Source organism: Ensifer sp. ENS11 (genome assembly GCF_014851895.1).
GTDB classification, from domain to species: Bacteria; Pseudomonadota; Alphaproteobacteria; order Rhizobiales; family Rhizobiaceae; genus Ensifer; species Ensifer canadensis.
In genome coordinates, this window is the sequence record NZ_JACVAN010000002.1 from 590898 (window position 1) to 613445 (window position 22548).

At 62.0% G+C, this 22548-nt stretch carries 16 protein-coding genes, 1 pseudogene and 1 riboswitch; of the genes and pseudogenes, 8 read left to right on the forward strand and 9 right to left on the reverse strand.

The annotated features are described in order from the left end of the window. The first annotated feature begins 37 nt into the window (after positions 1-37). Positions 38-808: a TlyA family RNA methyltransferase gene (locus IB264_RS07015; protein WP_025426145.1), complete on the forward strand. Its 771-nt coding sequence runs from the start codon at positions 38-40 to the stop codon at positions 806-808. After that, positions 805-2055: a class I SAM-dependent RNA methyltransferase gene (locus IB264_RS07020; RefSeq protein WP_025426144.1), complete on the forward strand. Its 1251-nt coding sequence runs from the start codon at positions 805-807 to the stop codon at positions 2053-2055. The genes IB264_RS07015 and IB264_RS07020 overlap by 4 nt, the downstream gene beginning before the upstream one ends. A 54-nt stretch (positions 2056-2109) precedes the next feature. Here IB264_RS07020 and IB264_RS07025 read toward each other — a convergent pair whose 3' ends face one another. The 4 genes from IB264_RS07025 to IB264_RS07040 form a co-directional block, all read right to left on the reverse strand. Further along, on the reverse strand, positions 2110-4326 hold the full coding sequence (locus tag IB264_RS07025; protein ID WP_309141642.1) for a methyl-accepting chemotaxis protein: 2217 nt from the start codon (positions 4324-4326) through the stop codon (positions 2110-2112). A 341-nt stretch (positions 4327-4667) separates the two neighbouring features. Continuing rightward, complete coding sequence (gene mcpU / locus IB264_RS07030) at positions 4668-6746, reverse strand: methyl-accepting chemotaxis protein McpU (protein ID WP_225906252.1); 2079 nt, start codon at positions 6744-6746, stop codon at positions 4668-4670. Positions 6747-7107: 361 nt separating this feature from the next. Continuing rightward, positions 7108-7860 (reverse strand): crotonase/enoyl-CoA hydratase family protein, encoded by a 753-nt coding sequence (locus IB264_RS07035; RefSeq protein ID WP_025426141.1) that lies wholly within the window; start codon positions 7858-7860, stop codon positions 7108-7110. A gap of 11 nt (positions 7861-7871) precedes the next feature. Further along, positions 7872-9653, reverse strand: coding sequence for an acyl-CoA dehydrogenase (locus IB264_RS07040; protein WP_025426140.1), 1782 nt, complete (start codon positions 9651-9653; stop codon positions 7872-7874). Between the two features lie 197 nt (positions 9654-9850). Between IB264_RS07040 and IB264_RS07045 the strand changes: the two genes are divergently transcribed. Next, the gene (locus IB264_RS07045) at positions 9851-10840 is read left to right on the forward strand and encodes a transporter (protein ID WP_025426139.1); all 990 of its coding nucleotides are present in this window, start codon (positions 9851-9853) and stop codon (positions 10838-10840) included. A gap of 63 nt (positions 10841-10903) precedes the next feature. On the opposite strand, the gene IB264_RS07050 is transcribed toward IB264_RS07045, so the two are convergent. Then, on the reverse strand, positions 10904-11335 hold the full coding sequence (locus IB264_RS07050) for a BA14K family protein (protein WP_025426138.1): 432 nt from the start codon (positions 11333-11335) through the stop codon (positions 10904-10906). 410 nt (positions 11336-11745) lie between these two features. Between IB264_RS07050 and IB264_RS07055 the strand changes: the two genes are divergently transcribed. Further along, entirely contained in the window at positions 11746-12813 is a 1068-nt protein-coding gene (locus IB264_RS07055; protein ID WP_057211590.1) for a glycoside hydrolase family 25 protein, read from the forward strand. Positions 12814-12860: 47 nt separating this feature from the next. Here IB264_RS07055 and IB264_RS07060 read toward each other — a convergent pair whose 3' ends face one another. Together IB264_RS07060 and IB264_RS07065 are read right to left on the reverse strand one after the other, a co-directional pair. Next, a complete protein-coding gene (locus IB264_RS07060) occupies positions 12861-13955 on the reverse strand; it encodes a hybrid-cluster NAD(P)-dependent oxidoreductase (RefSeq protein WP_057212461.1) in 1095 nt (364 codons plus the stop codon). A 1-nt stretch (position 13956) separates the two neighbouring features. Further along, positions 13957-15201, reverse strand: a complete 1245-nt coding sequence (locus IB264_RS07065; RefSeq protein ID WP_025426135.1) for an aromatic ring-hydroxylating dioxygenase subunit alpha — start codon at positions 15199-15201, stop codon at positions 13957-13959. 105 nt (positions 15202-15306) lie between these two features. Then, positions 15307-15509: riboswitch (cobalamin riboswitch) on the reverse strand. Positions 15510-15825: 316 nt separating this feature from the next. Between IB264_RS07065 and IB264_RS07070 the strand changes: the two genes are divergently transcribed. The 3 genes from IB264_RS07070 to IB264_RS07080 all read left to right on the forward strand — a co-directional run bounded on the left by IB264_RS07070 (position 15826) and on the right by IB264_RS07080 (position 19072). Further along, the gene (locus IB264_RS07070; RefSeq protein WP_025426134.1) at positions 15826-16425 is read left to right on the forward strand and encodes a DUF6656 family protein; all 600 of its coding nucleotides are present in this window, start codon (positions 15826-15828) and stop codon (positions 16423-16425) included. Between the two features lie 86 nt (positions 16426-16511). Beyond that, the gene (locus IB264_RS07075) at positions 16512-17486 is read left to right on the forward strand and encodes an L-threonylcarbamoyladenylate synthase (protein ID WP_025426133.1); all 975 of its coding nucleotides are present in this window, start codon (positions 16512-16514) and stop codon (positions 17484-17486) included. A 152-nt stretch (positions 17487-17638) separates the two neighbouring features. Beyond that, on the forward strand, positions 17639-19072 hold the full coding sequence (locus IB264_RS07080; RefSeq protein WP_025426132.1) for an FAD-binding oxidoreductase: 1434 nt from the start codon (positions 17639-17641) through the stop codon (positions 19070-19072). Positions 19073-19081: 9 nt separating this feature from the next. Here IB264_RS07080 and IB264_RS07085 read toward each other — a convergent pair whose 3' ends face one another. Next, entirely contained in the window at positions 19082-21532 is a 2451-nt protein-coding gene (locus tag IB264_RS07085; protein ID WP_025426131.1) for a DUF1217 domain-containing protein, read from the reverse strand. Between the two features lie 327 nt (positions 21533-21859). Between IB264_RS07085 and IB264_RS07090 the strand changes: the two genes are divergently transcribed. Then, positions 21860-22426, forward strand: coding sequence for a DUF6101 family protein (locus IB264_RS07090; RefSeq protein WP_025426130.1), 567 nt, complete (start codon positions 21860-21862; stop codon positions 22424-22426). A 16-nt stretch (positions 22427-22442) separates the two neighbouring features. Here IB264_RS07090 and IB264_RS07095 read toward each other — a convergent pair. Beyond that, a pseudogene (locus IB264_RS07095) lies at positions 22443-22548 on the reverse strand (IS5/IS1182 family transposase); the annotation flags it as partial.

A 22548-nucleotide genomic window follows, 5' to 3' on the forward strand; every position in this document is an offset into this window, starting at 1 on the left:
GCTTGCCAATAGGCCGCCAACCCTCCATGAGAAACACATGTCAGAAGAACGCCAGAATGAAGAACACAAGAACAGAGTCCGCCTGGACCAGCTGCTGCTCAACACAGGACTGGTGGCTAGCCGTGCCCGTGCCCGCGACGCGATCCAGCGCGGCACCGTCAAGGTCGACGGCCGCACGGTCACCAAGCCGTCGTTGGCCTTTGCCGAGAGCGTGACCATCACCATCGATGACCCGGCGCAGGACTATGTTTCGCGCGCAGCGCTGAAGCTTGCCGCAGCGCTCGATCATTTCGCGCTCGATCCGACCGGTGAAAGCTGCGTCGATATCGGCGCCTCCACCGGCGGTTTCACCGAGGTGCTGTTGAAGCGCGGTGCCGATCACGTGGTTGCCATCGATGTCGGTCATGGCCAGATCCATCCGCGGATCTCGGGCGATCCGCGCGTCACCAGCATCGAGGGCCTCAACGCCCGGGCGATGACCGAGGACGACATCGACAACCGTGAAGTGACCTTCATCGTTTCCGACGTCTCCTTCATTTCGCTGAAGCTCGCCTTGCCGCCGGCACTCGAGATGGCGCTTCGCGGTGCGCACTGCATCCTGCTGGTCAAGCCGCAATTCGAGGCCGGTCGCGATGCGATCAGCAAGGCCGGACTGCTGAAGGATCCCGACAGCGCGCCGGCGGTTGCCGCCGAACTCGAGCGCTGGCTGGTCGAAGACATGGGCTGGCAGAGCCTCGGGCTGATCCCCTCGCCGATATCAGGCGGCGACGGCAACGTCGAGTTCCTGCTGGCCGGGAAAAAGCCATGAGCACGCAGACCCTGACCATCGCCCGTCTCGGCGCGCAGGGCGACGGCATTGCCGAAACCGAGGCTGGTCCGGTCTATGCGCCCTTCACGCTGCCGGGCGAGAGCGCGGCCCTTGCGGTCAACAAGTCTCAGGGCACGCTGATCTCGCTGCGCGAAGCATCGCCTGACCGGGTCGAACCGCACTGTCGCCACTTCGGCCCGGACGGTCAGAACGGCACCTGCGGCGGCTGCACGTTGCAGCACGCGGCCGACGGCCTCTACCAGACCTTCAAGCGCGACCTGGTGATCAACGCCTTGAAGTCGAAGGGATTGAAGCCTGATGTCGCGCCGCTGATAACAGCCCAACCCGGCGAGCGCCGCCGCGCCGTGTTCACGGCGCGCAAGACCGAAAAAGACCTGCTCCTCGGCTTCAACCAGGCGGAAAGCCACCACATCGTGGCGATTTCGGAATGTCCCGTCACGAGCCCGGGCATCGTCTCGCGGCTCGCCACCATCGGCAAGATCGGCGCGGCCATGGCCGTCAACGCCGAACCGTTCCGCATCACCGTTCTCGAAACGCTTTCCGGTCTCGACCTTTCGGTCGACGGCATCAAGGGATTTGGCGATCGCGAGCGCCGGCGCACCGTCGAGACGGTTCTCGGAGAACGCGGCATTGCCCGCGTCAGCCTCAATGGTGAGATCATCGTCGAGCCGACGAAGCCGGTGATCGAATTCGGCGGCGTCTCCGTCTCGCCGCCGCCCGGCGGCTTCACCCAGGCAACGCTTGCCGCTGAAGAGGCGATGGCAGCACTGGTGCTCGATCATATCGGCAAGGCAAAGCGGGTTGCGGACCTCTTTGCCGGCAGCGGCACATTCGCCCTGCGCATCGCCCGCAAGGCCCGCGTGCACGCGGTCGAAGGCGAGGACAAGGCGCTGAAGGCGCTCGACTTCTCCGCCCGCAACACGCAAGGGCTGAAGCCGGTGACGATCGAGAAGCGCGATCTCTTCCGCCGCCCGCTCATGGCGCAGGAACTGAAGGTTTACGATGCCATCGTCTTCGACCCGCCACGCGCGGGCGCGGACGTGCAGTGTCAGGAAATCGCCCGCTCCGGCGTCAAGAAGATCGTCGCCGTCTCCTGCAATCCGACAACGCTTGCCCGCGATCTCGCGATCCTCGTTGCTGCCGGCTACCGCATCACGTCGGTCACGCCGATCGACCAGTTCCTCTGGTCGGCCCATGTCGAGGCAGTCGCAACGCTCGAGAAATAGAAAAAGGCCCGGATGTCCGGGCCCTTTCTCATCGTTCAGACCGATGCACCCGACCTATGCCGCCCGCCGACGCGACGTTGGTGTCGGCGCATAGGCGCTCTGGGTATTGCCGAGGTTGAACTGGGCCAGAAGCGCATTGAGCGAAGCGGCTTCCGAAGCCAGGCCATGGCTTGCCGCCATCTGCTCTTCCACCATTGCCGCGTTCTGCTGCGTGCCCTGGTCCATGGTGTTGACTGCCGTGTTGATCTCCTGAAGGCCGGTCGACTGTTCGCGCGTCGCCGTGACGATCGCGCTCACATGCTTGTTGATCTCCTGCACTTCGGCAACGATCGTCTCCAGCGCCTTGCCGGTGTCGCCGACCAGCGTCACGCCGCTGCGCACCTGGTTGCCCGAGGTGGTGATCAGCGCCTTGATCTCCTTGGCGGCATTGGCCGAACGCTGTGCCAGTTCACGCACTTCCTGGGCAACGACGGCAAAGCCCTTGCCGGCATCACCGGCACGGGCCGCCTCGACGCCGGCATTCAGCGCCAGCAGGTTGGTCTGGAAGGCGATGTCGTCGATGACGCCGATGATGTTGGAGATTTCGCCCGACGATTTTTCGATCGCATGCATCGCCTCGACGGCGTTGGCAACGACCTCGCCGGACTTTTCGGCACCGGCCCGGGTGCGGGCGACCAGCACGCCGACTTCCTCCGCCCGGCGGGCAGAATCCTTGACCGTGGTGGTGATCTCTTCAAGCGCAGCTGCCGTCTCTTCGACCGAGGCTGCCTGCTGCTCGGTGCGGCGGGCCAGATCGTCGGCGGCCGAACGGATTTCCGTCGCACCGGCGTCGATGCCGCGGGCATTGGCACCAACGGCGCAGAGCGTGTCGTGCAGCTTGGCGACCGAGTTGTTGAAGTCGGCGCGCAGACGATCGAGACGATCGGCAAACGGATTGTCGATGCGGTAGGCGAGATCGCCGTCGGCCAGGCGGCCGAGACCGCTTGCCAGGCCATCGACGGCCTGCTGCACTTCGGCAGCATCACGGGCATCGCGAGCCTGGCGTTCCAGGCGCTCGCGCTCCGACAGTGAACGGTTGGCGTCGGCCTCGTCTTCGAGCTTGAGCTTGGCGATGGTCGCGTCGCGCAGCACCTGCAGCGAGCGGGCGAGATCGCCGATCTCGTCCTTGCACTCGGCTTCCGACAGGTCGACATCGGTCTTGCCCGCAGCGATTTCACCGGTGACGCCGATGACCGCCGCAACGCGCTTGCGGAATCGGGTGGCAAGCGTCCAACCGACCAGGATCATGATCAAGGCTGCGACGGCGATAACCGCGACGGAGATCATCGCAAGCTGCGAGAGACCGGCAAAGACGGTAGCCTGCGGCACGGATACGACGACGTACCAGGTTGTATCGGGCAGAAGCTTGACCGGCACGGCAACGGCGATGTGCACCGAGCCATCCGTGTGGGTGAGTTCAAACGCCTGCTCGGTCTTGCCCAGAAGCTGGCCCCAACCGCCGGCCTCAAGCCCGGTGTCCTTTAGCGATTTTCCAAGGAATGTCTGATCGGGATGGCTGATGATGCTGCCGCCCTGGCTGACCAGCGAAACGAATCCGGTATCGAACGGGGCCAGCTTGCCCAACTCGTTGGAAAGGTGGTCAAGCGCCATGTCGACGCCATCGACGCCGACGAAGGCATTGTCGAGCTTCAACGGCACCATGATCGACGTCATCAGCACGTCCTTGCCGTCGATCTTGTAGAAGTAAGGCTCGGTGATCATGTCGCGGCCAGTCTTCTTGGGGACCTGATAGTAATCTCCTGCGCCGGGCTTGTCGTAATCGACCAGCGCTTCGTACACGATCTTTTCCCCCGAACGGGCGATATAGGGAACGTAGCGGCCACTGGCATCGTGGCCCGGTTTGCCCGCATATTCCGCATCCTTGCCGTCAAACGCGTTCGGCTCCCAGCCGGTGCTGAGGCCAACGGCGAGCGGGTTGTCCGCGATCAGCTTTTTCAGCAGCGCAACCGTACCTTCGCGAGACGCCGTGCCACTGTCCTTCATGGCATAGAGGGCAGAGCGCATGTTGTTGGCGAGCGTTTTCGTCTCTGCGAACCTCGCCTCGACGTTGGCGGCGCTTGCATAGGCGGCGTTGGTCATCTCCGCAATGCTGCGCTCTTTCAGCTGCTGATAGGATAGCCAGAACACGATGGCAGCCGTGACCATACAGGTCAAAAGGCCAGTCATCACGATGGCAAACATGTTTCGTGCGGTCGCAGTCTTGAGAATCACCGTTCGTCTCCCTTCGCGCGATTGCTTGAAAAAGCAGATCGCGAGCAAACTTCGAACGCGTGATGGAAAGCCAAAACACGCGCAGCGTGAGGCAGGTGTCTGGAACACATCGGTGGCCCTGAGGCGAGCTTTTCGGGAGATGGACCCTATCGGCGGATGTGCGGTGCGAAGTCATTTCGCGGCAATCGGACGGTATGCCTCGACACTTTATCAAAACTTAAAAAAGGAAAGCCGGAACAACGAATTACGGCGCACGCGCCGATTTTCGAAAAACGGGCATCCAAAAACAAAGACCCGGAGTTGTGCTCCGGGCCCTGCTTCGCATCTAAGGTGTTTTACGTCTATGCGGCGCGACGGCGCGGCATAGCTGCCGGCGCATAGGCGCTCTGGGTATTGCCGAGGTTGAACTGGGCCAGAAGCGCATTGAGCGAAGCGGCTTCCGAAGCCAGGCCATGGCTTGCCGCCGTCTGCTCTTCCACCATTGCCGCGTTCTGCTGCGTGCCCTGGTCCATGGTGTTGACTGCCGTGTTGATCTCCTGAAGGCCGGTCGACTGTTCGCGCGTCGCCGTGACGATCGCGCTCACATGCTTGTTGATCTCCTGCACTTCGGCAACGATCGTCTCCAGCGCCTTGCCGGTGTCGCCGACCAGCGTCACGCCGCTGCGCACCTGGTTGCCCGAGGTGGTGATCAGCGCCTTGATCTCCTTGGCGGCATTGGCCGAACGCTGTGCCAGTTCACGCACTTCCTGGGCAACGACGGCAAAGCCCTTGCCGGCATCACCGGCACGGGCCGCCTCGACGCCGGCATTCAGCGCCAGCAGGTTGGTCTGGAAGGCGATGTCGTCGATGACGCCGATGATGTTGGAGATTTCGCCCGACGATTTTTCGATCGCATGCATCGCCTCGACGGCGTTGGCAACGACCTCGCCGGACTTTTCGGCACCGGCCCGGGTGCGGGCGACCAGCACGCCGACTTCCTCCGCCCGGCGGGCAGAATCCTTGACCGTGGTGGTGATCTCTTCAAGCGCAGCTGCCGTCTCTTCGACCGAGGCTGCCTGCTGCTCGGTGCGGCGGGCCAGATCGTCGGCGGCCGAACGGATTTCCGTCGCACCGGCGTCGATGCCGCGGGCATTGGCACCAACGGCGCAGAGCGTGTCGTGCAGCTTGGCGACCGAGTTGTTGAAGTCGGCGCGCAGACGATCGAGACGATCGGCAAACGGATTGTCGATGCGGTAGGCGAGATCGCCGTCGGCCAGGCGGCCGAGACCGCTTGCCAGGCCATCGACGGCCTGCTGCACTTCGGCAGCATCACGGGCATCGCGAGCCTGGCGTTCCAGGCGCTCGCGCTCCGACAGTGAACGGTTGGCGTCGGCCTCGTCTTCGAGGCGGGCACGCTCGACCGCATTGGAACGGAAGACGGCGACTGCGGCGGCCATCGAGCCGATCTGGTCGCGGCGATCTTCGCCGGGGATTTCGACGTTGAGATTGCCGGCGGCAAGCTTCTCCATCGCGCCGGTCATGTCGGTGACGGGGCGGATGACAAGGCGGTTGAGGAAGGTTGCGAGGAAGACGAGCATGACGCCGACGGCGAGAATGGTCGCGACGGTTGCGGCAATGCGGAACTGGTCGATCGCGGAATAGGCGACATCGGCGTCGATGACGAAGCCGACATACCATTCGACCGAGGGCAGGCCCTGAACCGGTACGAAGCTGACGATCATCGGCTTGCCATCGAGTTCGGTGTTCATGATGCCGGAGCTGATCGTCGGGGTGTCGATCGGGAAGGCGTCGGCAAGCGTCTTGGTGACGAGCTTGGAATCCGGGTGAACGAGGATCTGGCCGTCCTTGCTGGCGAGGAAGGCGAAGCCTTCGCCGCCGACGTCGATGCCCTTGACCATCGAGACCAGCGTTTCCAGTGAGAAGTCGCTGCCGGTGACGCCGTAAAGCTTGCCGTCGCGCTTGACCGGAACGGCAGCGCTGATGATGAGGTCGCCGGTCGAGGCGTCGACATAGGGCTCGGTGAGAACACGCGCGTCGGCTTTGACGGCCTGCTGATACCACGGGCGCTGGCGCGGATCGTAGCCCGCCGGCATCGGATTGTCCGGCCAGGTGATGAACTTGCCGCTCTCGTTGCCGACATAGGTCGAGATGAACTCGTTGGTCAGCACGTCGTTCTTGAGGATCGGCTGGACGCCGTTGTCATCGGTCGTCCGACCGGCGGCGTCGGCCACCATCGCCGTCAACGTGACGCGACCGTTGAGCCACTTGGCGACGCTCTGTGCGGCCTGGACGCCGGAGGACGAGATGTTTTCTTCGACCGCCTTGGTGGTTGTGTCGTACTGAAGCGTGTCGATATAGACGGAAAAGCCGGCAAAGGCGGTAACAACGACACCGGACGCGGCGACGAGAATGCGCGTCATGAGGTTCGATCGCTTGGACAAGATGGGCTCCTAACAGGGGCCGGCGTGCTTCGCCGGACATGAGCTCTCGATGATTTTCACGCGCAGCATCGCTCAGCCGCCGGAGTGGCGGTTGGTCAAGCCTCGGGAAAACGTTGAACATGCCAAAAAGGCGGGGCCAGCCATGCCTCATGCGGCCGGGGCCACCCTGGTGAGGGTAGGCCTATCGCGCCGCACGCTAGCGATCGCTATTTAAGAAGCGATTAAAATTGTCATATGCAAGTTCGGGATGCCGGCGGCAACGCGATCTTCACACAGGGACGGTTAAAGGACCGCCCCGACTTTGCTTGTCCGGCACCGAAAGGGATGCCGGGAAAACGTCCTAGCGACGCATGAAGGCCTCGAAAGCAGCCCTTGCCTCGGCGCTTTTCAGCTGCGCTGCGAAGTGCTTCGCCTCTTCGTCGATACGCGTGAGCACATCACTGCGGTCACCGCGGACGAGATCACGGGCGATGCGCAGCGCCTCCGGCGGCTTCTTGGCAAGGCGGGCGGCGAGCGAAAGCGTCTCTTCCTCGACGGCATCCTGGCCGACGATCTTCCAGATCAGTCCGGCTTCGAGCGCGTCGCGCGCTTCCAAGGGTTCGCCGGCGGCAAGCAGAGCGAAGGCACGCTGATGCCCCATGATGCGCGGCGCAATCAGGCTCGACGCCGCTTCCGGCACCAGGGCCAGATCGACGAAGGGCGTCTTAAACACCGAGCGGGCGGAAGTGATGGTCAGATCACAATGCAGGTGGATCGTCGTGCCAATGCCGATGGCAAGCCCGTCGACACCGGAGACGACCGGCTTGGCCGCACCCGCGAGCGCCTTCAGAAAATCGATGACCTCGGTGCCCATGCTGCCGCCCATGGCAAACGCCAGAAAGTCGGCCATGTCGTTGCCGGCGGAAAAGCAGCCTTCGGTGCCGAGGAACGCGGTCACGCGAACGGCCGGATCGCTGCCGGCAACCGTCAGCGCATTGGTCATCTTCGCGTACATGTCGCGCGTGATGGCGTTCTTCTTTTCCGGCCGGTTGAAGCGGATGACCTGCACGCCCGGATAGGCTTCCGGACGTTCGACAAGCACCTGGTCGGTCATGATATTTCCCCTCAACCCAAGACGGCGCGCGCGGCAGCAAGGCTGTCGGCACCGGTAACGACACGATCCTTCAAGGCGGAGGTTTCCGCCAGCATGTTTTCCGCGGCGAACCGACTGAGCGCGATGCGTTGCTCGTCCTTACCGTCAGACGCTTCGGCCAGACCGCCCTTGGCGAGGTAGGCGCCGGTCAAGGCGAGACCGAACAGGCGCTGACAGGCCGTGGCTCCTGCCAGTGCCTCGGAGAGTTTACCGGCCGAAACAGCAGCAATCAGCCATTCCGTCGCCTCGGAGAGATCGTCGAGCGCAGCATCTAGTCGCGCCGCAGTTTCGCCGAATCCCTCACGGTTGGAGGCGCGGACCGCGCCACCTATCTCGCGCAATTCGGCAATGAAGCCACGGACGTGTTCGCCGCCCGAAAGCGGCAGTTTGCGCGTGACGAGATCGATCGCCTGAATGCCGTTGGTGCCCTCGTAAATCGGGGCGATGCGGGCATCGCGCAGGTAACGAGCGGCACCGGTCTCCTCGATGAAGCCCATGCCGCCATGAACCTGGATGCCAAGCGAGGCAACGTCGACGCCGGCATCGGTCGCAAACGACTTGGCGATCGGCGTCAGCAGGCTGGAGCGCTCCTGCCAGAACTTCGCCTTGTCGCCGTCTGCCGCATGGCCCATGTCCACCGCATGCGCACAGGCATAGGCGATGGCGCGCGACCCTTGTGTCAGGGCCTTCATCGTCAGCAGCATGCGGGCAACATCCGGGTGCTCGATGATCGGGCTCATGCCCTGGCCGGACCAGCCGGGCGCCTTGCCCTGCGTGCGTTCCTTGGCAAAGGCGATTGCCTTCTGGGTGGCGGCGTCGGCAATCGCGACGCCCTGCATGCCGACGGCAAGACGGGCGTTGTTCATCATCGTGAACATGCAGGCAAGGCCGCGGTTTTCTTCGCCGATGAGGTAGCCGATCGCGCCTTTCTCTGCGCCGAACTTGCCGTCGCCATAGATCATCGTGCAGGTCGGCGAACCGTGGATACCGAGCTTGTGCTCGAGCGAATGGCAGAACAGATCGTTGCGCTCGCCGAGCGAACCGTCGGCGTTCACCAGGAACTTCGGCACGAGGAACAGCGAAATGCCCTTGGTGCCTGCAGGCGCATCCGGCAGCCGCGCCAGGACGAGGTGGACGATGTTGTCGGTGAAATCGTGTTCGCCCCAGGTGATGAAGATCTTCTGGCCGAAAATGCGATAGGTGCCGTCGTCGCGACGTTCGGCCCGGGTCTTGAGAACGCCAAGATCGGAGCCGGCATGCGGCTCCGTCAGGTTCATGGTGCCGGTCCATTCGCCGGATACCATCTTCGGCAGGTAGGTTGCCTTCAGAGCCTCGGAGCCATGCTTCTCCAGCGCGTCGACGGCGCCCATGGTAAGCGTGGGCCCGAGCGCAAATGCCATCGAACCGGCGTTCCACATTTCCATGGCCGCGACATGCAGCATATGCGGCAGGTTCTGGCCGCCGAATTCTTCCGGAGCCGTCAACCCGTTCCAGCCGCCGCCGATCCAGCTGTGATAGAGATCGCGCCAACCGTCAGGCGTCTGAACCTTGCCATCGACGAGACGGGAACCCTGCTTGTCGCCGACGTCGCCGAGCGGCGCCACTTCCTCGGTCGCGAAACGTCCTGCCTCCGACAGGATCGCATCCACGAGATCCTCGCCGAGGTCGCCGAGAGCGCCGCTTTCCAGCGCCCCGGCCATTCCGGCCACGTGCTTCAGCGTGAATGCAATCTCGTCAACGGGTGCCTTGTACATGATGATCCTCCCAGATACCGGGCGCTTTCGCAGCTGCCGGCGCATCTTCGTTTGGCCGAACACTATTGATTTTTACGTAAACGTCAACGTCAATTCAGCCCGCGTTGTGATGGTTGCCGGTGCGGACGGCATCGTAACAAAACTGTCATCAACGGCGCATAGAAGCCAGTAACGATGGCCCTCGCCAAGGCGTTCAAATGAACCTGATTTCCCCCGAGATACCCGGCCTGGTCTGGGCCTACCGCTTCCTGCCTGGCGAAAGCCGATGCCAGCGCATCGCCAACGATGCCTCGATCGACGGTCTCATCAAGGGCGACGGCTGGGTCTGGCTGCATCTGGCGCTTTCGGACGCGCGAACGCCGGCGCTCATCGAGCGGATCGGCAACCTGCCGCCGGCAGCCGTAACGACGCTGACCAGCCACGACACCCAGGCGGCCATCACTGTCTCCGACGATATCGTGCACGGAACGCTGGTCGATTTCGAGCGCACTTTCGATGCGGTGACGAAGACGATCGGCTGGCTGCATTTTGCCGTCAGCGACAGGGTGATCATCACGACGCGGCTGCACCCGCTGCGCAGCATCGACCGGGTAAAGGCCGCAGTCGAAAAGAGCACCAAATGCGCGCGGCCGATCGACCTCTTCGAGATGCTGGTGGTCGAATTCCAGCGCACGCTGATCTCGCTGGTGCTCGAACTGACCGAAGAGCTGAATGTCATCGAAGATCACGTCTATGGCGAAGCCGGTCACCGGCAGCAGCCGGGCCTGGCGCCATTGCGCCGCACCGTGGTTCGCCTTCACCGGCACCTGCGCACGATCCTTGCTCTCCTTCGCCGCGCCGGCGCGTCGGACGAAGACGAGGTGCCGCCCGGTTTCATCGACGTCACCGAGCGCCTCTACGATCGGCTCGAGGCCGTGGATCGCGACGTCTTCGCACTCCAGGAGCGCGCCCGATTGCTGCACGAAGAGATCGACAGCAAGATTTCCTCCGAAACCAACCGGCACCTCTATATTCTGTCGCTGATGACAGCCTTCCTATTGCCGCCGACGCTGGTCACCGGTTTCTTCGGCATGAACACCGGCGCCCTTCCCTTCGCCGATGGCAGCGGCACGCTGTATGCCGCGCTGTTCATCGCGCTTTCCATGGGCCTTGCGTGGTGGATCCTCAGGCGGATCGGCATTCTCTGACCTTGCCGGCATCAGAAAAGGCCGGACAATGCCCGGCCTTTTTGCTGTCTCTTCCTTGCCCTCTTAGCTATTGGGCGAGTAGCACTGCCGGCGCGCCGCGCCGTAGGGCTGGTAGGTGTTGTCGTAGGCCCGGTAGGAGCGGTAGCGGTCGTAGCACCATTGCACATGGCGGCTGCCATAGGCAGGCGCAGGCCGCGTGTAGCGCGGCGGCTGGGCAACGGCTCCGCCGATGATCACGCCGGCGCCGAAGGCCGCCATCGGGTACCACCAGCCATTATAATAACGATAGCCCGGACGGCGATAGTTATAGCCGCGATAGCCATTGTAATAATAATATCCGCCGCGCCGTTCGTAGCCGGGGCGGTGATACTGGACCTCGGTGGCATCACTCTGCCGTTCAACACGCAGCGGAGCCGGCATGAAAGCCTGGGACGGCACAGCCGAAGTCATCAAGACCGCGGCAGCAATCGCTGCGGCGAACCACTTGCCTGTCATTGTTCTCATATAACTCTCCATACGAGCACTTGCGCCGCTTCCGACGCCAGCGAGCCACCTTCACAACCGCCAGTTTGCGCGATTTCAGCCGCGTGTCGATACGTATCCTGATTACGGTCCGATCGAAAACGGTCGCCGGCTAACGTCTAAGTGACGGGTTTTGTTCCATGTTCCGGCATACAAAGTTGACTCGCCTGCCGCCTCGACGGACGGCGAAAGAGACTGGCTTCACGCCTGTGACAGTACACATGGAGCTGCAGATATCGGACCGACAAGGGACAGCGACAGCAATAGAAGCACCCTCTGATATACAGCCATAAGTCTCTATACATTCGCCACCGTCTCAAGCACAGTCGGCTCGGGGACTGGGATTTACGATCAATTAACTGTAGAGTCGGCAATCTCACTGAATGGCAAAGCGGTATATCTCCACCTTACGGATGATTCTGCGCCTCGCGACCCTCCTGGGTCTGGCTTTCGCGGCGGTGAACGCACGCGCCGGCGAACTGGAGCCCTGGAAGTCGAAGTCCAACGCCATCATCGTCGACGCTTATGAAATGAACAGCATCGACTGGGAGACAATGCTTTCCGACAAGCGTATCTCCGGCTTCATCGCCAAGGCCTCCGACGGCCTGCCGGAAAGCTTCTCCTGCACCGGCGATCATGGCGGCGACACTGTCGCCCACTGCAAGACGATGTGGCGCAAATACGCCGTCAGCCGCGAGCTCTACCAGACACGGCGGATGATCGCCCGCTCCCATGGGCTGCTGTGGGGCGCCTATCATCTTGCCCGCCCCGGCAACCCGGTCGATCAGGCCAACCATTTTCTCGATTATGCGAGCCCGCGCGACGACGAGTTGATGGTGCTCGATCTCGAAGGCATCGACCCGGACAAATTCATGTCGCTCGAAGACGCGGCGATCTTTGCCGGACATATCAAGACCCGCACCGGCCGCTACCCGATGCTCTACACCAATCATGTCACGGCCAAATACATCGCGGCCAACCGCGCGAAGCACCGACTGCTGTCGCGACTACCCCTGTGGTATGCCCGCTACAAGCCGGATATCCGCAATGTGTTTCCGATCGGCAACTGGGACAGCTATGCGCTGTGGCAATTCTCGTCAGGGATCAATTGCGGCAAACGCCGCTGTCCCTATCGTGTGCCCGGTACACTTGACGACATCGACGTCAATGTCGCGGCTATGAGCAGCGCCACCTTGCGACCGATCTGGGCCGGCGGCGCCCTGTTGCCGGAAAAGGCACTGCCGCTCGTTCTCATTGCCAGAGCCGACGACGGGGTCGGCGCCGCCAGCGCTGCCCAGGCGACGGCGAAAATCGAAAGCCAGCCGTTGCTTATCAGCCGCGCCGAAGCTGCCAGCGCCGCCGGCGAAGGCGTCGACATGATGGCGACCGGGTCGATCGATTTCGGTCGGCACGACCGCGCCGTGCGGCTGGCGGCCGCGGCCAGCCGCTGACGGGTCGGTCGCGGAAAGAACACGCTCCCCGCGACCATCAAGCATTGTCAGGCTTCGATCTGTACATCTCCAAGCGGCCGCGAGCAGCAGGCGAGGATGTAGCCCTCATCGATTTCGTCGTCGAGAATACCTCCGTTGTGGTTCATCTCGACCTCGCCGGCGACTTTCATCACCCGGCACGTACCGCAGATGCCGCCTTCACAGGCCGCACCGATCCTGACGCCGTTGGCCCGCGCCGCCTGCAGGATCGTCTGGCCGGGCTTGGCCTCGATCTCCTTGCCGCTCATGGTGAAGACCACCTTGGCGCCTTGCGCTTCGGCGTCGGCTGCCGCCCCTGCCCTGACTGCTATCTCCTCGGCTGCCGGTGCTGCCGCCGGCTGGAAGCTTTCCTCGTGATAGCGGCTCATGTCGAAACCGGCCGCCTTCAGCAACTCGCGCACGCCGCGCATGAACGGCTCCGGACCGCAGCAAAACACTGTGCGCTCCATGAAGTCGGGTGCAAGCAGCGGCAGCTTGGCGCCGTCGATGCGGCCGCGCAGCCCGTGCCATCCGTGCCTTGACTCATGCCCCTCGACCACGAAGCCGAGGTTTAGCCCGGACATCTGGCGCGCCAGCACTTCCAGTTCCGAGCGGAACAGAAGGTCGTCTGGCCGGCGGGCGCAGGAAATGAAGGTGACGTCGGTCTCGGGAACGCAGTCCGCCATCCAGCGCGTCATCGACATCATCGGCGTGACGCCGGAGCCTGCCGATATGAAGAGATATTTTTCGCCGGGATGGCGCACGAAGCTGAAATCGCCGAGCGGACCGAACGCCTTCAGCCGCATGCCGGGCTTCAGGTGATCGAACATCCAGCGCGTGCCGATGCTATCGGCTTGCGCCTTGACGGTGACGGCGATCGACAACGGCCGGGAGGGCGTCGACGACAGCGTGTAGGTGCGCATGACCGGCTCGTCGGCGACCGGCAGCTCGAGCGTGACGAACTGCCCAGGCAGATAGCGGAACCAGGCCGGCTTTTCCGCCCGGAAGGTAAAGGTCATCACATCGGCGGTCTCGATCACGGCCGATGTGCATTCGAGCATGTTCTGCCTGTCGATCCAGACATGAAGCTCGTCGAAATGATGGAACGAGGATGCCATCTGCATGTCAGGCGACCCGGGAAAGCGGAGCAGCCTCGCCCTGCAGGCGCTGTTCCATGAACTTGCAATACCACTCGACGAACTGCATCACGCCGCCTTCGTGTTCGGGCGAATAGGGGCCTGACTGGTAGGCCGGCGAGCGAATACCAAAGGCGTTCTCCTCGACGATCTGGCGGTCCTGATCGTTGGTCTCGGTCCAGACATGCGTCAGTTGCTCGAGATTGTAGTCGACGCCTTCAACCGCGTCCTTGTTGACCAGCCACTTGGTCGTCACCTGCGTCAGCTCCGGGCCGAGCGGCAGGACGCGGAAGGTGATGGCGTGGTCGGCCAGCACATGGTTCCAGGTCGAGGGATAATGGAAGAGCAGGAGCGTGCCGATATGCTTCTGGCTAACGTCTGCCGACAGTTGCCGCCGCACGGCGCGGGCGCCGGACATGGTGTAGCTCTCGGCGTCGTCGATCAACGGCATGCGCGCCGAGCGGAACTGGCCGGTCTCGGACATCCGGAACTCGCTCGGCAGTCCGGCTGCTTCGCATTTCGCCCAATGCGCGGCAATGACGGGATCATCCTTGGCGCCCTGCACACCGGTCGCCGTCGGCGCTTCGGGATAGGTGCGGCAAAGTTCGGGGTGGTTGGCGGCACAATGGTAGCACTCCCGGTTGTTTTCCCAGACGAGTTTCCAGTTGCCCTTTTCGATGATCGTGCTTTCGAAGGCGACCTTGGTTTCACCCAGGCGGTGCGGCGCAAGATAGGGCGCGACCATGTCGCGGAACGGGCCGAAATCCATCGGCTGCTCGGACAGGTTGATGAAGATGTAACCGCCGACGGTCTCGCAGTGGATCGGCTTCAGGCCGTGGGCCGCCTTGTCGAAATCCTCGCCCATCTGGCGGGCAAAGAGCAGCGCGCCGTCGAGCTCATAGGTCCATTGGTGATAGGGACAGACGAGCTTGGCCGAAGAGCCCTTGTGCTGCGCGCAGACGCGAGAACCGCGATGACGGCAGGAATTGTGCAGGGCGCGGATCGTGCCCTGTCGGTCGCGAACGATAATGACAGGATAATCGCCGACCTGGACGGTGAAATAGTTACCGGCACGCGGGATCTCGCAGTCGTGGCCGATGAACAACCAGTCCTTGTACCAGATGCTTTCGAGATCCTGCCTGTAGTAGTCGGGGTCGATGTAGAAGGCCCGGTCGAGGCTGTAGCCGTCGCGTCGACCCTTCAGCTTGCGGAGCATATCGCCCTTGATGTCCATGTCCTGTCCTCGTTCGCCTTGTTTCGGAGAGGCAGGACTGGAACCCGCACGGGCGCATTGCCTGTGCGATGACGGCTCCGATCCGGCTGCCCGCCGCAACCCGTTACGGTCTGTTCGCGTCAAGGCTGGTTTCCGGGCTCAGGAGCCGTCCGCAAGGACCAGCCCGGCGCCTTCCCGGACGGAACCGTCCAGTGGCTTTGTGCCGTGGCTTTCGCTCCACCACCGTTGCGGGGGCAGCGCCGGGTTTTGACCGGCTTCCCAATTCTCCGCCTTCCCTAAAAGACAGCACCTTGAGTAGGCATATCTAATCGCGGAAGCCATCGTCGTAGCTGCCGATTAACGACATCCGATTCCAGAAAGACGACACAGCACATCAAGCGCACCAAACGCCCTGTGATTGATCATTTTTCATTGTAAACAATAGGATAGCTCAAGGATTGAGCAATTGTCGCTTTTTCCGGCAAGGCTTGCGAGAAAGCGCGGATCCTTCGCCATTTTGCGACATGTCTTCCCGTGACGCGGGGCAAGGCCCACCGACGCGAGTGAAATCTTCCATTAACCATAATGCATTAGCGTCGCCTGACGGAGAAACCGGCCGAACCGGCAAACAGCGCATTGAAGTTCATGGCAAAGCTCAAATACTACGACGCCGCAGCCGAGAAGCTGCCAACGATCGCTCCGAAGACAGCGGTCCACACCGAGTTCCTGCGCACCGGCCGCATAGAAAGGCGTCAATGGTCGCAGCGCGAGCGGCGTTATCTGAGCTATGACGAGGTTGCCGAGCGCACCGCCCACAAGCTGACGACCGCCGGCGAAACGACGCACAAGCGGATGAACGGCTTCCATACCTCGATCCAGTTTCCCAAGATGATCTTCCACCGCACGCTCACCGGTCGGCCGCATCTCGGCTATTGCCATGTCACGGCGGCGAGAACACATCTCGCCCCGTCCAAGGACGTCACCTGGTCGTTCTATTTCGCCAACTTCTTCTGTGACCTCGGCGACGAGAAACACTTCTTCGAACGCATCCAGACCGGCTATTCCCGAATGTACTTCGCCGTTGCCATCGAGCCCGATGCGCCAGAGGGGCAGATGACCATCAATCGCAGCGTTCGCGACAACGGGCTGCTCTTTCGTACCGACGACCCGAAAGTCGCGCTCAAGAACGTGCTGATGCTCGGCGCGCGCGACGAGGCATTGAAGCGCATCATTCGCAGCCTCTGAAGCGCAGACCCGGTTGCCTGAAGAAAATCGTTCTGTTTTCACCGTGGCTCCTTTAAGGAAGCCTCGGAAAGGGAAACGGAAGCGACATGGCCGAAATCATCGATACACGGACCGAGCCGGAACGGGCGATCGAGCGTGCCTGTGCGGTGCTTGCCGAAGGCGAGCCCGTCGCGATTCCGACCGAGACGGTCTACGGCCTGGCAGCGGACGCCACCAATCCCGATGCGATCAGCCGTATTTATGAGATGAAGGGGCGTCCACGCTTCAACCCACTGATATCGCATGTGTCAGACATGGCGATGGCTGAAGCCCATGTGACATTCGATTCGTTGTCGCGGCGCCTGGCCGAAGCGTTCTGGCCCGGCCCGCTGACGTTGATCCTGCCCCAGCGCACAACAAGCACCGTGCACGCGCTTGCCTCGGCCGGCCTCGACACGCTCGGCATCCGCATGCCTGATGGCTTTTCACGTCGGGTGATTGCCCGCTTCGGCCGCCCGCTCGCCGCACCGAGCGCCAATACGTCGGGCAAGATCAGTCCCACAAGCGCTGCCCATGTGGAAGCCGATCTCGGGCCGCGCCTCAAGCTCATTCTCGACGCCGGCTCTGCGGAGATCGGGCTTGAATCGACGATCATCAAGGTCGAGGACGGCGCGCTGCGCCTGCTGCGTCCGGGCGGTCTCGACGTCTTCGAAATCGAAAGGCTGACCGGCCTTACCGTCTCGAGGCCGCAGAGCGCCGGAGCGACTATCGAGGCCCCGGGCATGCTCGCCTCGCACTACGCGCCGGGCGCAGCTGTCCGGCTCGACGCCGCCGACGTGCGTCCGGGAGAAGCGCTGATCCGGTTCGGCAATGCGTCGCTCCCCGGCGAAGAGCACGCCGCGATCGTACTCGACCTCAGCCCGGCAGGCAGCCTGCGCGAGGCAGCTGCCAATCTTTTCGACTATATGAAGAGGGCGGATGCCAGCGGCTCCGCAACCATCGCCTTCGGCCCCATCCCTTCGGAAGGGTTGGGAGAGGCGATCCTCGACCGGCTGCAGCGTGCTGCCGCCCCCAGAGACTGACCGACAGGCACTTTTCCAGCGCCGTGCGTCAAATATGACGCGCAAAGGACGCTGTAACGCTCTAAACCCGCTGCATAATTTTGTCCTTAATTCGATTCCGATTTAAGGAATTATGCAGTAGCGCCGTCGGGCGCATTTGCGAAGGCAGGGCCATGACGACGACGCTCCCCTCTCCCGAACTGATCGCCTCCTTCATCGACATCGTCGGCAGCGCCAATGCCTTGACGAACCCGGCGGACCTCGCGCCCTACCTCATCGAATCCCGCGGGCTCTACAAGGGCACCACCCCGATGGTGCTTCGCCCCGGTTCGGTCGAGGAGGTGTCGCGCATCATGAAGCTTGCAAGCGCGACCCGAACGGCAATCGTTCCGCAAGGCGGTAACACCGGCCATGTGGCGGGTCAGATCCCGCGCGAGGGCAAGGCCGATATCGTCCTGTCGCTGCAGAGGCTGAACCGGATTCGCGACATCGACCCCGTCGGCAATGTCATCGTTGCCGACGCCGGCTGCATCCTTGCCGATATCCAGAAGGCGGCCGATGATAACGATCGACTGTTTCCGCTGTCGCTCGGGTCGGAAGGCTCGGCCCGCATCGGCGGCAACCTCTCGACCAATGCCGGCGGCACCGCAGTGTTAGCCTATGGCAACATGCGCCAGCTTTGCCTCGGCCTCGAAGTGGTTCTGCCGACCGGCGAGATCTGGGACGGGCTGCGCCGGCTGAAGAAAGACAATACCGGCTACGACCTGCGCGACCTGTTCATCGGCGCCGAAGGTACGCTCGGCGTGATCACCGGCGCGGTGCTCAGGATGTTTCCGAAGCCCCTTGGCCATCAGGTGGCCTTTGCCGGCGTCGGCAGCGTCGAACATGCGCTGGCCCTCTTCGACAAGGCCTCGAGCCTCTGCGGCACTGCGCTCACCGGCTTCGAACTGATGCCGCGCCTCGGCGTCGAGTTCACGACAAAGCATATTCCAGGCGTGCGCGACCCGATGGAAACCGTTCACCCGTGGTATGTACTCATCGACATTTCCACCTCCGATTCCGCCGAGAGTGCCGAACGCATGGTGCACGAACTGCTGGAGCAGGGCATCGTCGCCGACCTGGTCGAGAACGCAGTGATTGCGACCAGCGAAGAACAGCGCAAGGCGCTGTGGCACATGCGCGAAAGCATGTCGCCAGCGCAGAAGCCGGAAGGCGGCTCGATCAAGCACGACGTTTCCGTCCCCGTATCGAGCATCCCCGCCTTCATGAAGGAGGCCGATACGGCCGTCATGCAGGCGATGCCGGGCGCACGCATCTGCTCATTCGGCCATATGGGCGATGGCAACATTCACTACAACATCTCGCAGCCCCTCGGCGCCGACAAACAGGCATTCCTCGACCGTTGGCGGGAAATGAACGCCATCGTTCATGGCATCGTGCTGAAGTACAACGGCTCGATCTCGGCCGAACACGGCATCGGGCAGTTGAAGCGCGACGAGCTCGCCGAGGTCCGCCCCGAGATCGAAATCGAGTTGATGCGCCGCATCAAGCACGCGTTCGACCCGGCGGGCATCATGAACCCTGACAAGGTGTTGCGGGCAGACTGACGACGCTTTTTACCGGCCGCCGGCTCTCAGCTGTGCAAGCGAGAACAATGCGTCGGCACTGATGCCGCCGCCGCTGCCGCCCGTCAGGATGGCAAGCCCCGGATTGACGTCGGTGTTGTTCTCGACGTCATAAAGCGCGGTAAAACGCTTCAGCAGCTTTTCGAGTTCCTCGGGATCCTGAAGGTCCTTGATATCCATGAGGCGCTCGATGTAAGCGGCCTGCATCTCGATCTTGGCGCTCGCGAGGCCCTCGGGCATGCTGTAGGCGGTCCGAACAACCTGCATCAGTGCGTTGTCGGCGAGCAGGTCGTAGGGTGTGGTGATTTCCGGCGCCTTGCGCTTGAAATAAAGCGCCAGCCGAACACCGGCATTGTCCTCGCCCTCGCTCTCCTCAAGCGTCTGGTTGAGGTAGAGGTCGAACGTCATAGTGAGCCCACGCCGCGTCTGTATCTGCCCGGCTTCGCCTGTAACTATCTTTCCGTCCTTGTCGAAATTGAAGGCGGAAACGATCTCGCGATACTTCAAGCCGTTCGGATCGGTGTTGATGAAGCTCTTGCGATCGTTGAGGTCGGAGGTGAACATCTGCTTGAGGTAGTCGGTTTTGACACCCTCCGGGTCAATGCCGGCGCCGATCAGCACGATATCGACGAGGCGCTTGTCCTTGAGGAAATCGTCAAGCGTCTCGATCTTCTGAATCTGCGTCGTGTAGTACTTGCTTTCCCCTTCCGCCTTCGCCTTGGCGGTCTTCTTTTCGTCCTCCGTGCCGAAGCGCGATTTCTCGACGATGTAGGCCTTGGCAGTATTGACGATGTCGGCCTCGTTCTGCGCCAGCTTGGGTGAGCCAAGCGTACCGTCCGCGTTGAAATTAAACGCTTTCACCAGCTTGATATAGCGTTCATCACGCAAGGAGTTGGCGTAGCTCGTCGGATTGTTGAGATCACTGGTCAGAATCTGCTTCAGCTTGCGCGGTGTCAGGTCTTCGTTTTCGAGGCCAAAGGCGCTGAGTACGAAGGACCGCAATTCGCTGTTGCCAACGAGACTATCGACGTTGCTCATGGTCTTGATCAGCAGCTTGTAGCGGCTGATCTTGCCCTCGTCCTCTGCATCGTCCGCGTCGTTGTAGTGGACCATATAGCCGCTGGTGGTGGTATTGGTCTGTTCGGCGGTCTGTGCCTTGGCGCCTGCCGGCAGCGTCCCGTCGGGCTGGAAATTGAACGCGGCATGCAGGGCCTTGTAGGCCTTGTTGTATTCACCGCCAAACTTGTTGACGTAGCTGTTCGGGTCGTTGATGTCGCTGGTGAGAATGTTCTCGATCGTCGCGCTCACGGTGGTGGTGGGCAAGCCGAAAGCCGTTCTGACGTAGTCCGCGATGCGCGGGTCGGCCACAAGCTCCGCAACGGTCGTGATCGAACCGATCTTCTGCTCGAAATAATCCCGGTTAAGGATGGCTCCCGATGGCGTCAGCCGAGGGCTGCTGAAGATATAGGCCTCATTCAGCATCTTCTTCTTTTCGTCGGTGATCGCCTTGCTGCCCGCGGCCACGCTACCATCGGCTTCGAAGTTGAAGGCGCCGTTCAATTGCCTGTAGGCATCGAGCATGCTGATCTGCCTATTCAGCATGTTCACTTCGGTCGAAAGTTGATTCATCAATGCGGTCGACTCGTTACCGACCGGCGGCAGCTTGGTGTTGAGATCGGCGACGATGGCGTTCTTGGCGTCGATCTGCGCCTGGATCCCAGGCTTGTCCGCCGCTGGCGCCTCTGCAAGCTGTGCCGTCAGCGTCGCGATGTCCTTCATCGCAGTTGCCCGCGTGTCAAAGTCAGTCAGCGTCTTCGTGGCTTCGGTAAGCCGGGTCTGCGCCGTGGTCTGGGAATTGGCAAGATCCGCCGGCTCGGCGGTCAACGCGTATCTGACCTGATCATAGGAGTAGTTGCGCGCATCGATGCCAAAGATGCCGAAGGCATAGGAACGCAAACGTTCATTTCCGAGGAACTGATCGACGTTGGTGACGAGATCCATAGCTGCGTTGAAATAGGCGTTGTCTCCTTTGAGAACAGTGTCGAGATTGGCGACCCGTTCATTATAGAGACCGATCAGTGCATCCTGTTGCGCCGTCGTCTGTGCCGCGGCTGACGATGTGCTGAAGCTGAACGCTTCGGCAAAGTTGCGATAGCGTTCGTCCGTGAGGCGGTTGGCAAAACTGTCCGTATCCTTCAGATCGCTTTCAAGCACCTTGCGCATGAAGGCCTTGGCATAGGTCATGTCTTCGAGACCGTGTGCCTTCATGGCGTAGGAATAGAGCCGGTAATCGTCGAGGAAATCGTCGACCGTTTTCACGTTGCCGATATTTTCCTTGTAGTACTGCGCTTCGCGCGCGACCAGCGGCCGGTCGGCAACACGATCGAGGCTGGTCCTCAAGTCGCTCGTGATCCGGCTGTAATTGAGATAGGTCGAAACCATGCCTGCTGCCCCGTCGCTTAACCCAGGGGCGGGTCACACCAATCCCCCGAAACAGAATTCTGACACGGCATGATTGCACGACAGGCTTGTGTGTGGCTTTTCGCCGGCCGCGACCAGGCCATTGCCAAGAATGCGAGCCACCGCGTTGACGAAACGGAAACCTTGGCTGCTCGGCTTTTGCTAACCATCGAAAAACGCAAAGTTTTCTTAACCGCGATTTTTAAGTCGGCCGGAAGGGGAGCCGCCTATTCTCCAGCCCATAGAGGACGAAAAGTCCCGAAGAGAAGACCGGAAATCGGCTCTCAAGGAAAAACAAGGGCGATTGAAATGCGCAATACACTCTCTCAACCCGCATGGGTCGAAAACACGCTCCGGCTCGATCCGAAGCGCTTTCCTCAGCAGGCAAGCTACGTCCTGCGTGGCCACACAGGCAATGTCACGATCAGCCTGGACGAGCGTGGCGCGGTTCTGCGCAAGGTGCTACCATCAAGCGGCCTGCCGCTTTCGATCGCACTGCCGGCGCGGGCATTCAAAGGGGTCGCGGCACGCGCGATCGACCACGGCGACGGAGACGTTACAGTGACGCTTGAACTTCATCATGACGATCCGGACCTTTGTGTTCCGCTGCTCGTTGCACATGATCTTTCCGACATTGCTGCCGATTGGCGCGCCTGGGCCGAAGCCTATCGCATTCCGATGCTGATGGTCGAAGCCGATGGCGTCGCTCGCGCCCTCGAAGAGCATCTCGGCGAGGTTCGCACCGCACCGCTCAAGCCGCGGCGCCGCCACTCCTTCTTTGCCGACCGCAGGCCGCGCTTCCTCGTGCGCCGCTCCACCGGCCGGCTTGGCGTCAACATGAAGATCGACGGGCGCGAAATCATCGCCCGCAGCTAGGCTCAGGACTCATTGATCAGAGCCAGAAGATGACGGTCGCGGCGATGCATATTGCGGAGAAGAAGGTGTGCGCGCATCGGTCGTAGCGGGTTGCGATGCGCCGCCAGTCCTTGAGCTTTGCG

What these genes read in the sequence shown, in the direction of transcription:
- IB264_RS07075 (WP_025426133.1), top strand. Translation starts at nt 16,512, where the DNA reads ATGGCCGAAATCATCGATACACGGACCGAGCCGGAACGGGCGATCGAG.
- IB264_RS07080 (WP_025426132.1), top strand. Translation starts at nt 17,639, where the DNA reads ATGACGACGACGCTCCCCTCTCCCGAACTGATCGCCTCCTTCATCGAC.
- IB264_RS07040 (WP_025426140.1), bottom strand. Translation starts at nt 9,653, where the DNA reads ATGTACAAGGCACCCGTTGACGAGATTGCATTCACGCTGAAGCACGTG.
- IB264_RS07045 (WP_025426139.1), top strand. Translation starts at nt 9,851, where the DNA reads ATGAACCTGATTTCCCCCGAGATACCCGGCCTGGTCTGGGCCTACCGC.
- IB264_RS07065 (WP_025426135.1), bottom strand. Translation starts at nt 15,201, where the DNA reads ATGGACATCAAGGGCGATATGCTCCGCAAGCTGAAGGGTCGACGCGAC.
- IB264_RS07085 (WP_025426131.1), bottom strand. Translation starts at nt 21,532, where the DNA reads ATGGTTTCGACCTATCTCAATTACAGCCGGATCACGAGCGACTTGAGG.
- mcpU (WP_225906252.1), bottom strand. Translation starts at nt 6,746, where the DNA reads ATGACGCGCATTCTCGTCGCCGCGTCCGGTGTCGTTGTTACCGCCTTT.
- IB264_RS07035 (WP_025426141.1), bottom strand. Translation starts at nt 7,860, where the DNA reads ATGACCGACCAGGTGCTTGTCGAACGTCCGGAAGCCTATCCGGGCGTG.
- IB264_RS07020 (WP_025426144.1), top strand. Translation starts at nt 805, where the DNA reads ATGAGCACGCAGACCCTGACCATCGCCCGTCTCGGCGCGCAGGGCGAC.
- IB264_RS07015 (WP_025426145.1), top strand. Translation starts at nt 38, where the DNA reads ATGTCAGAAGAACGCCAGAATGAAGAACACAAGAACAGAGTCCGCCTG.
- IB264_RS07090 (WP_025426130.1), top strand. Translation starts at nt 21,860, where the DNA reads ATGCGCAATACACTCTCTCAACCCGCATGGGTCGAAAACACGCTCCGG.
- IB264_RS07055 (WP_057211590.1), top strand. Translation starts at nt 11,746, where the DNA reads ATGGCAAAGCGGTATATCTCCACCTTACGGATGATTCTGCGCCTCGCG.
- IB264_RS07070 (WP_025426134.1), top strand. Translation starts at nt 15,826, where the DNA reads ATGGCAAAGCTCAAATACTACGACGCCGCAGCCGAGAAGCTGCCAACG.
- IB264_RS07050 (WP_025426138.1), bottom strand. Translation starts at nt 11,335, where the DNA reads ATGACAGGCAAGTGGTTCGCCGCAGCGATTGCTGCCGCGGTCTTGATG.
- IB264_RS07060 (WP_057212461.1), bottom strand. Translation starts at nt 13,955, where the DNA reads ATGCAGATGGCATCCTCGTTCCATCATTTCGACGAGCTTCATGTCTGG.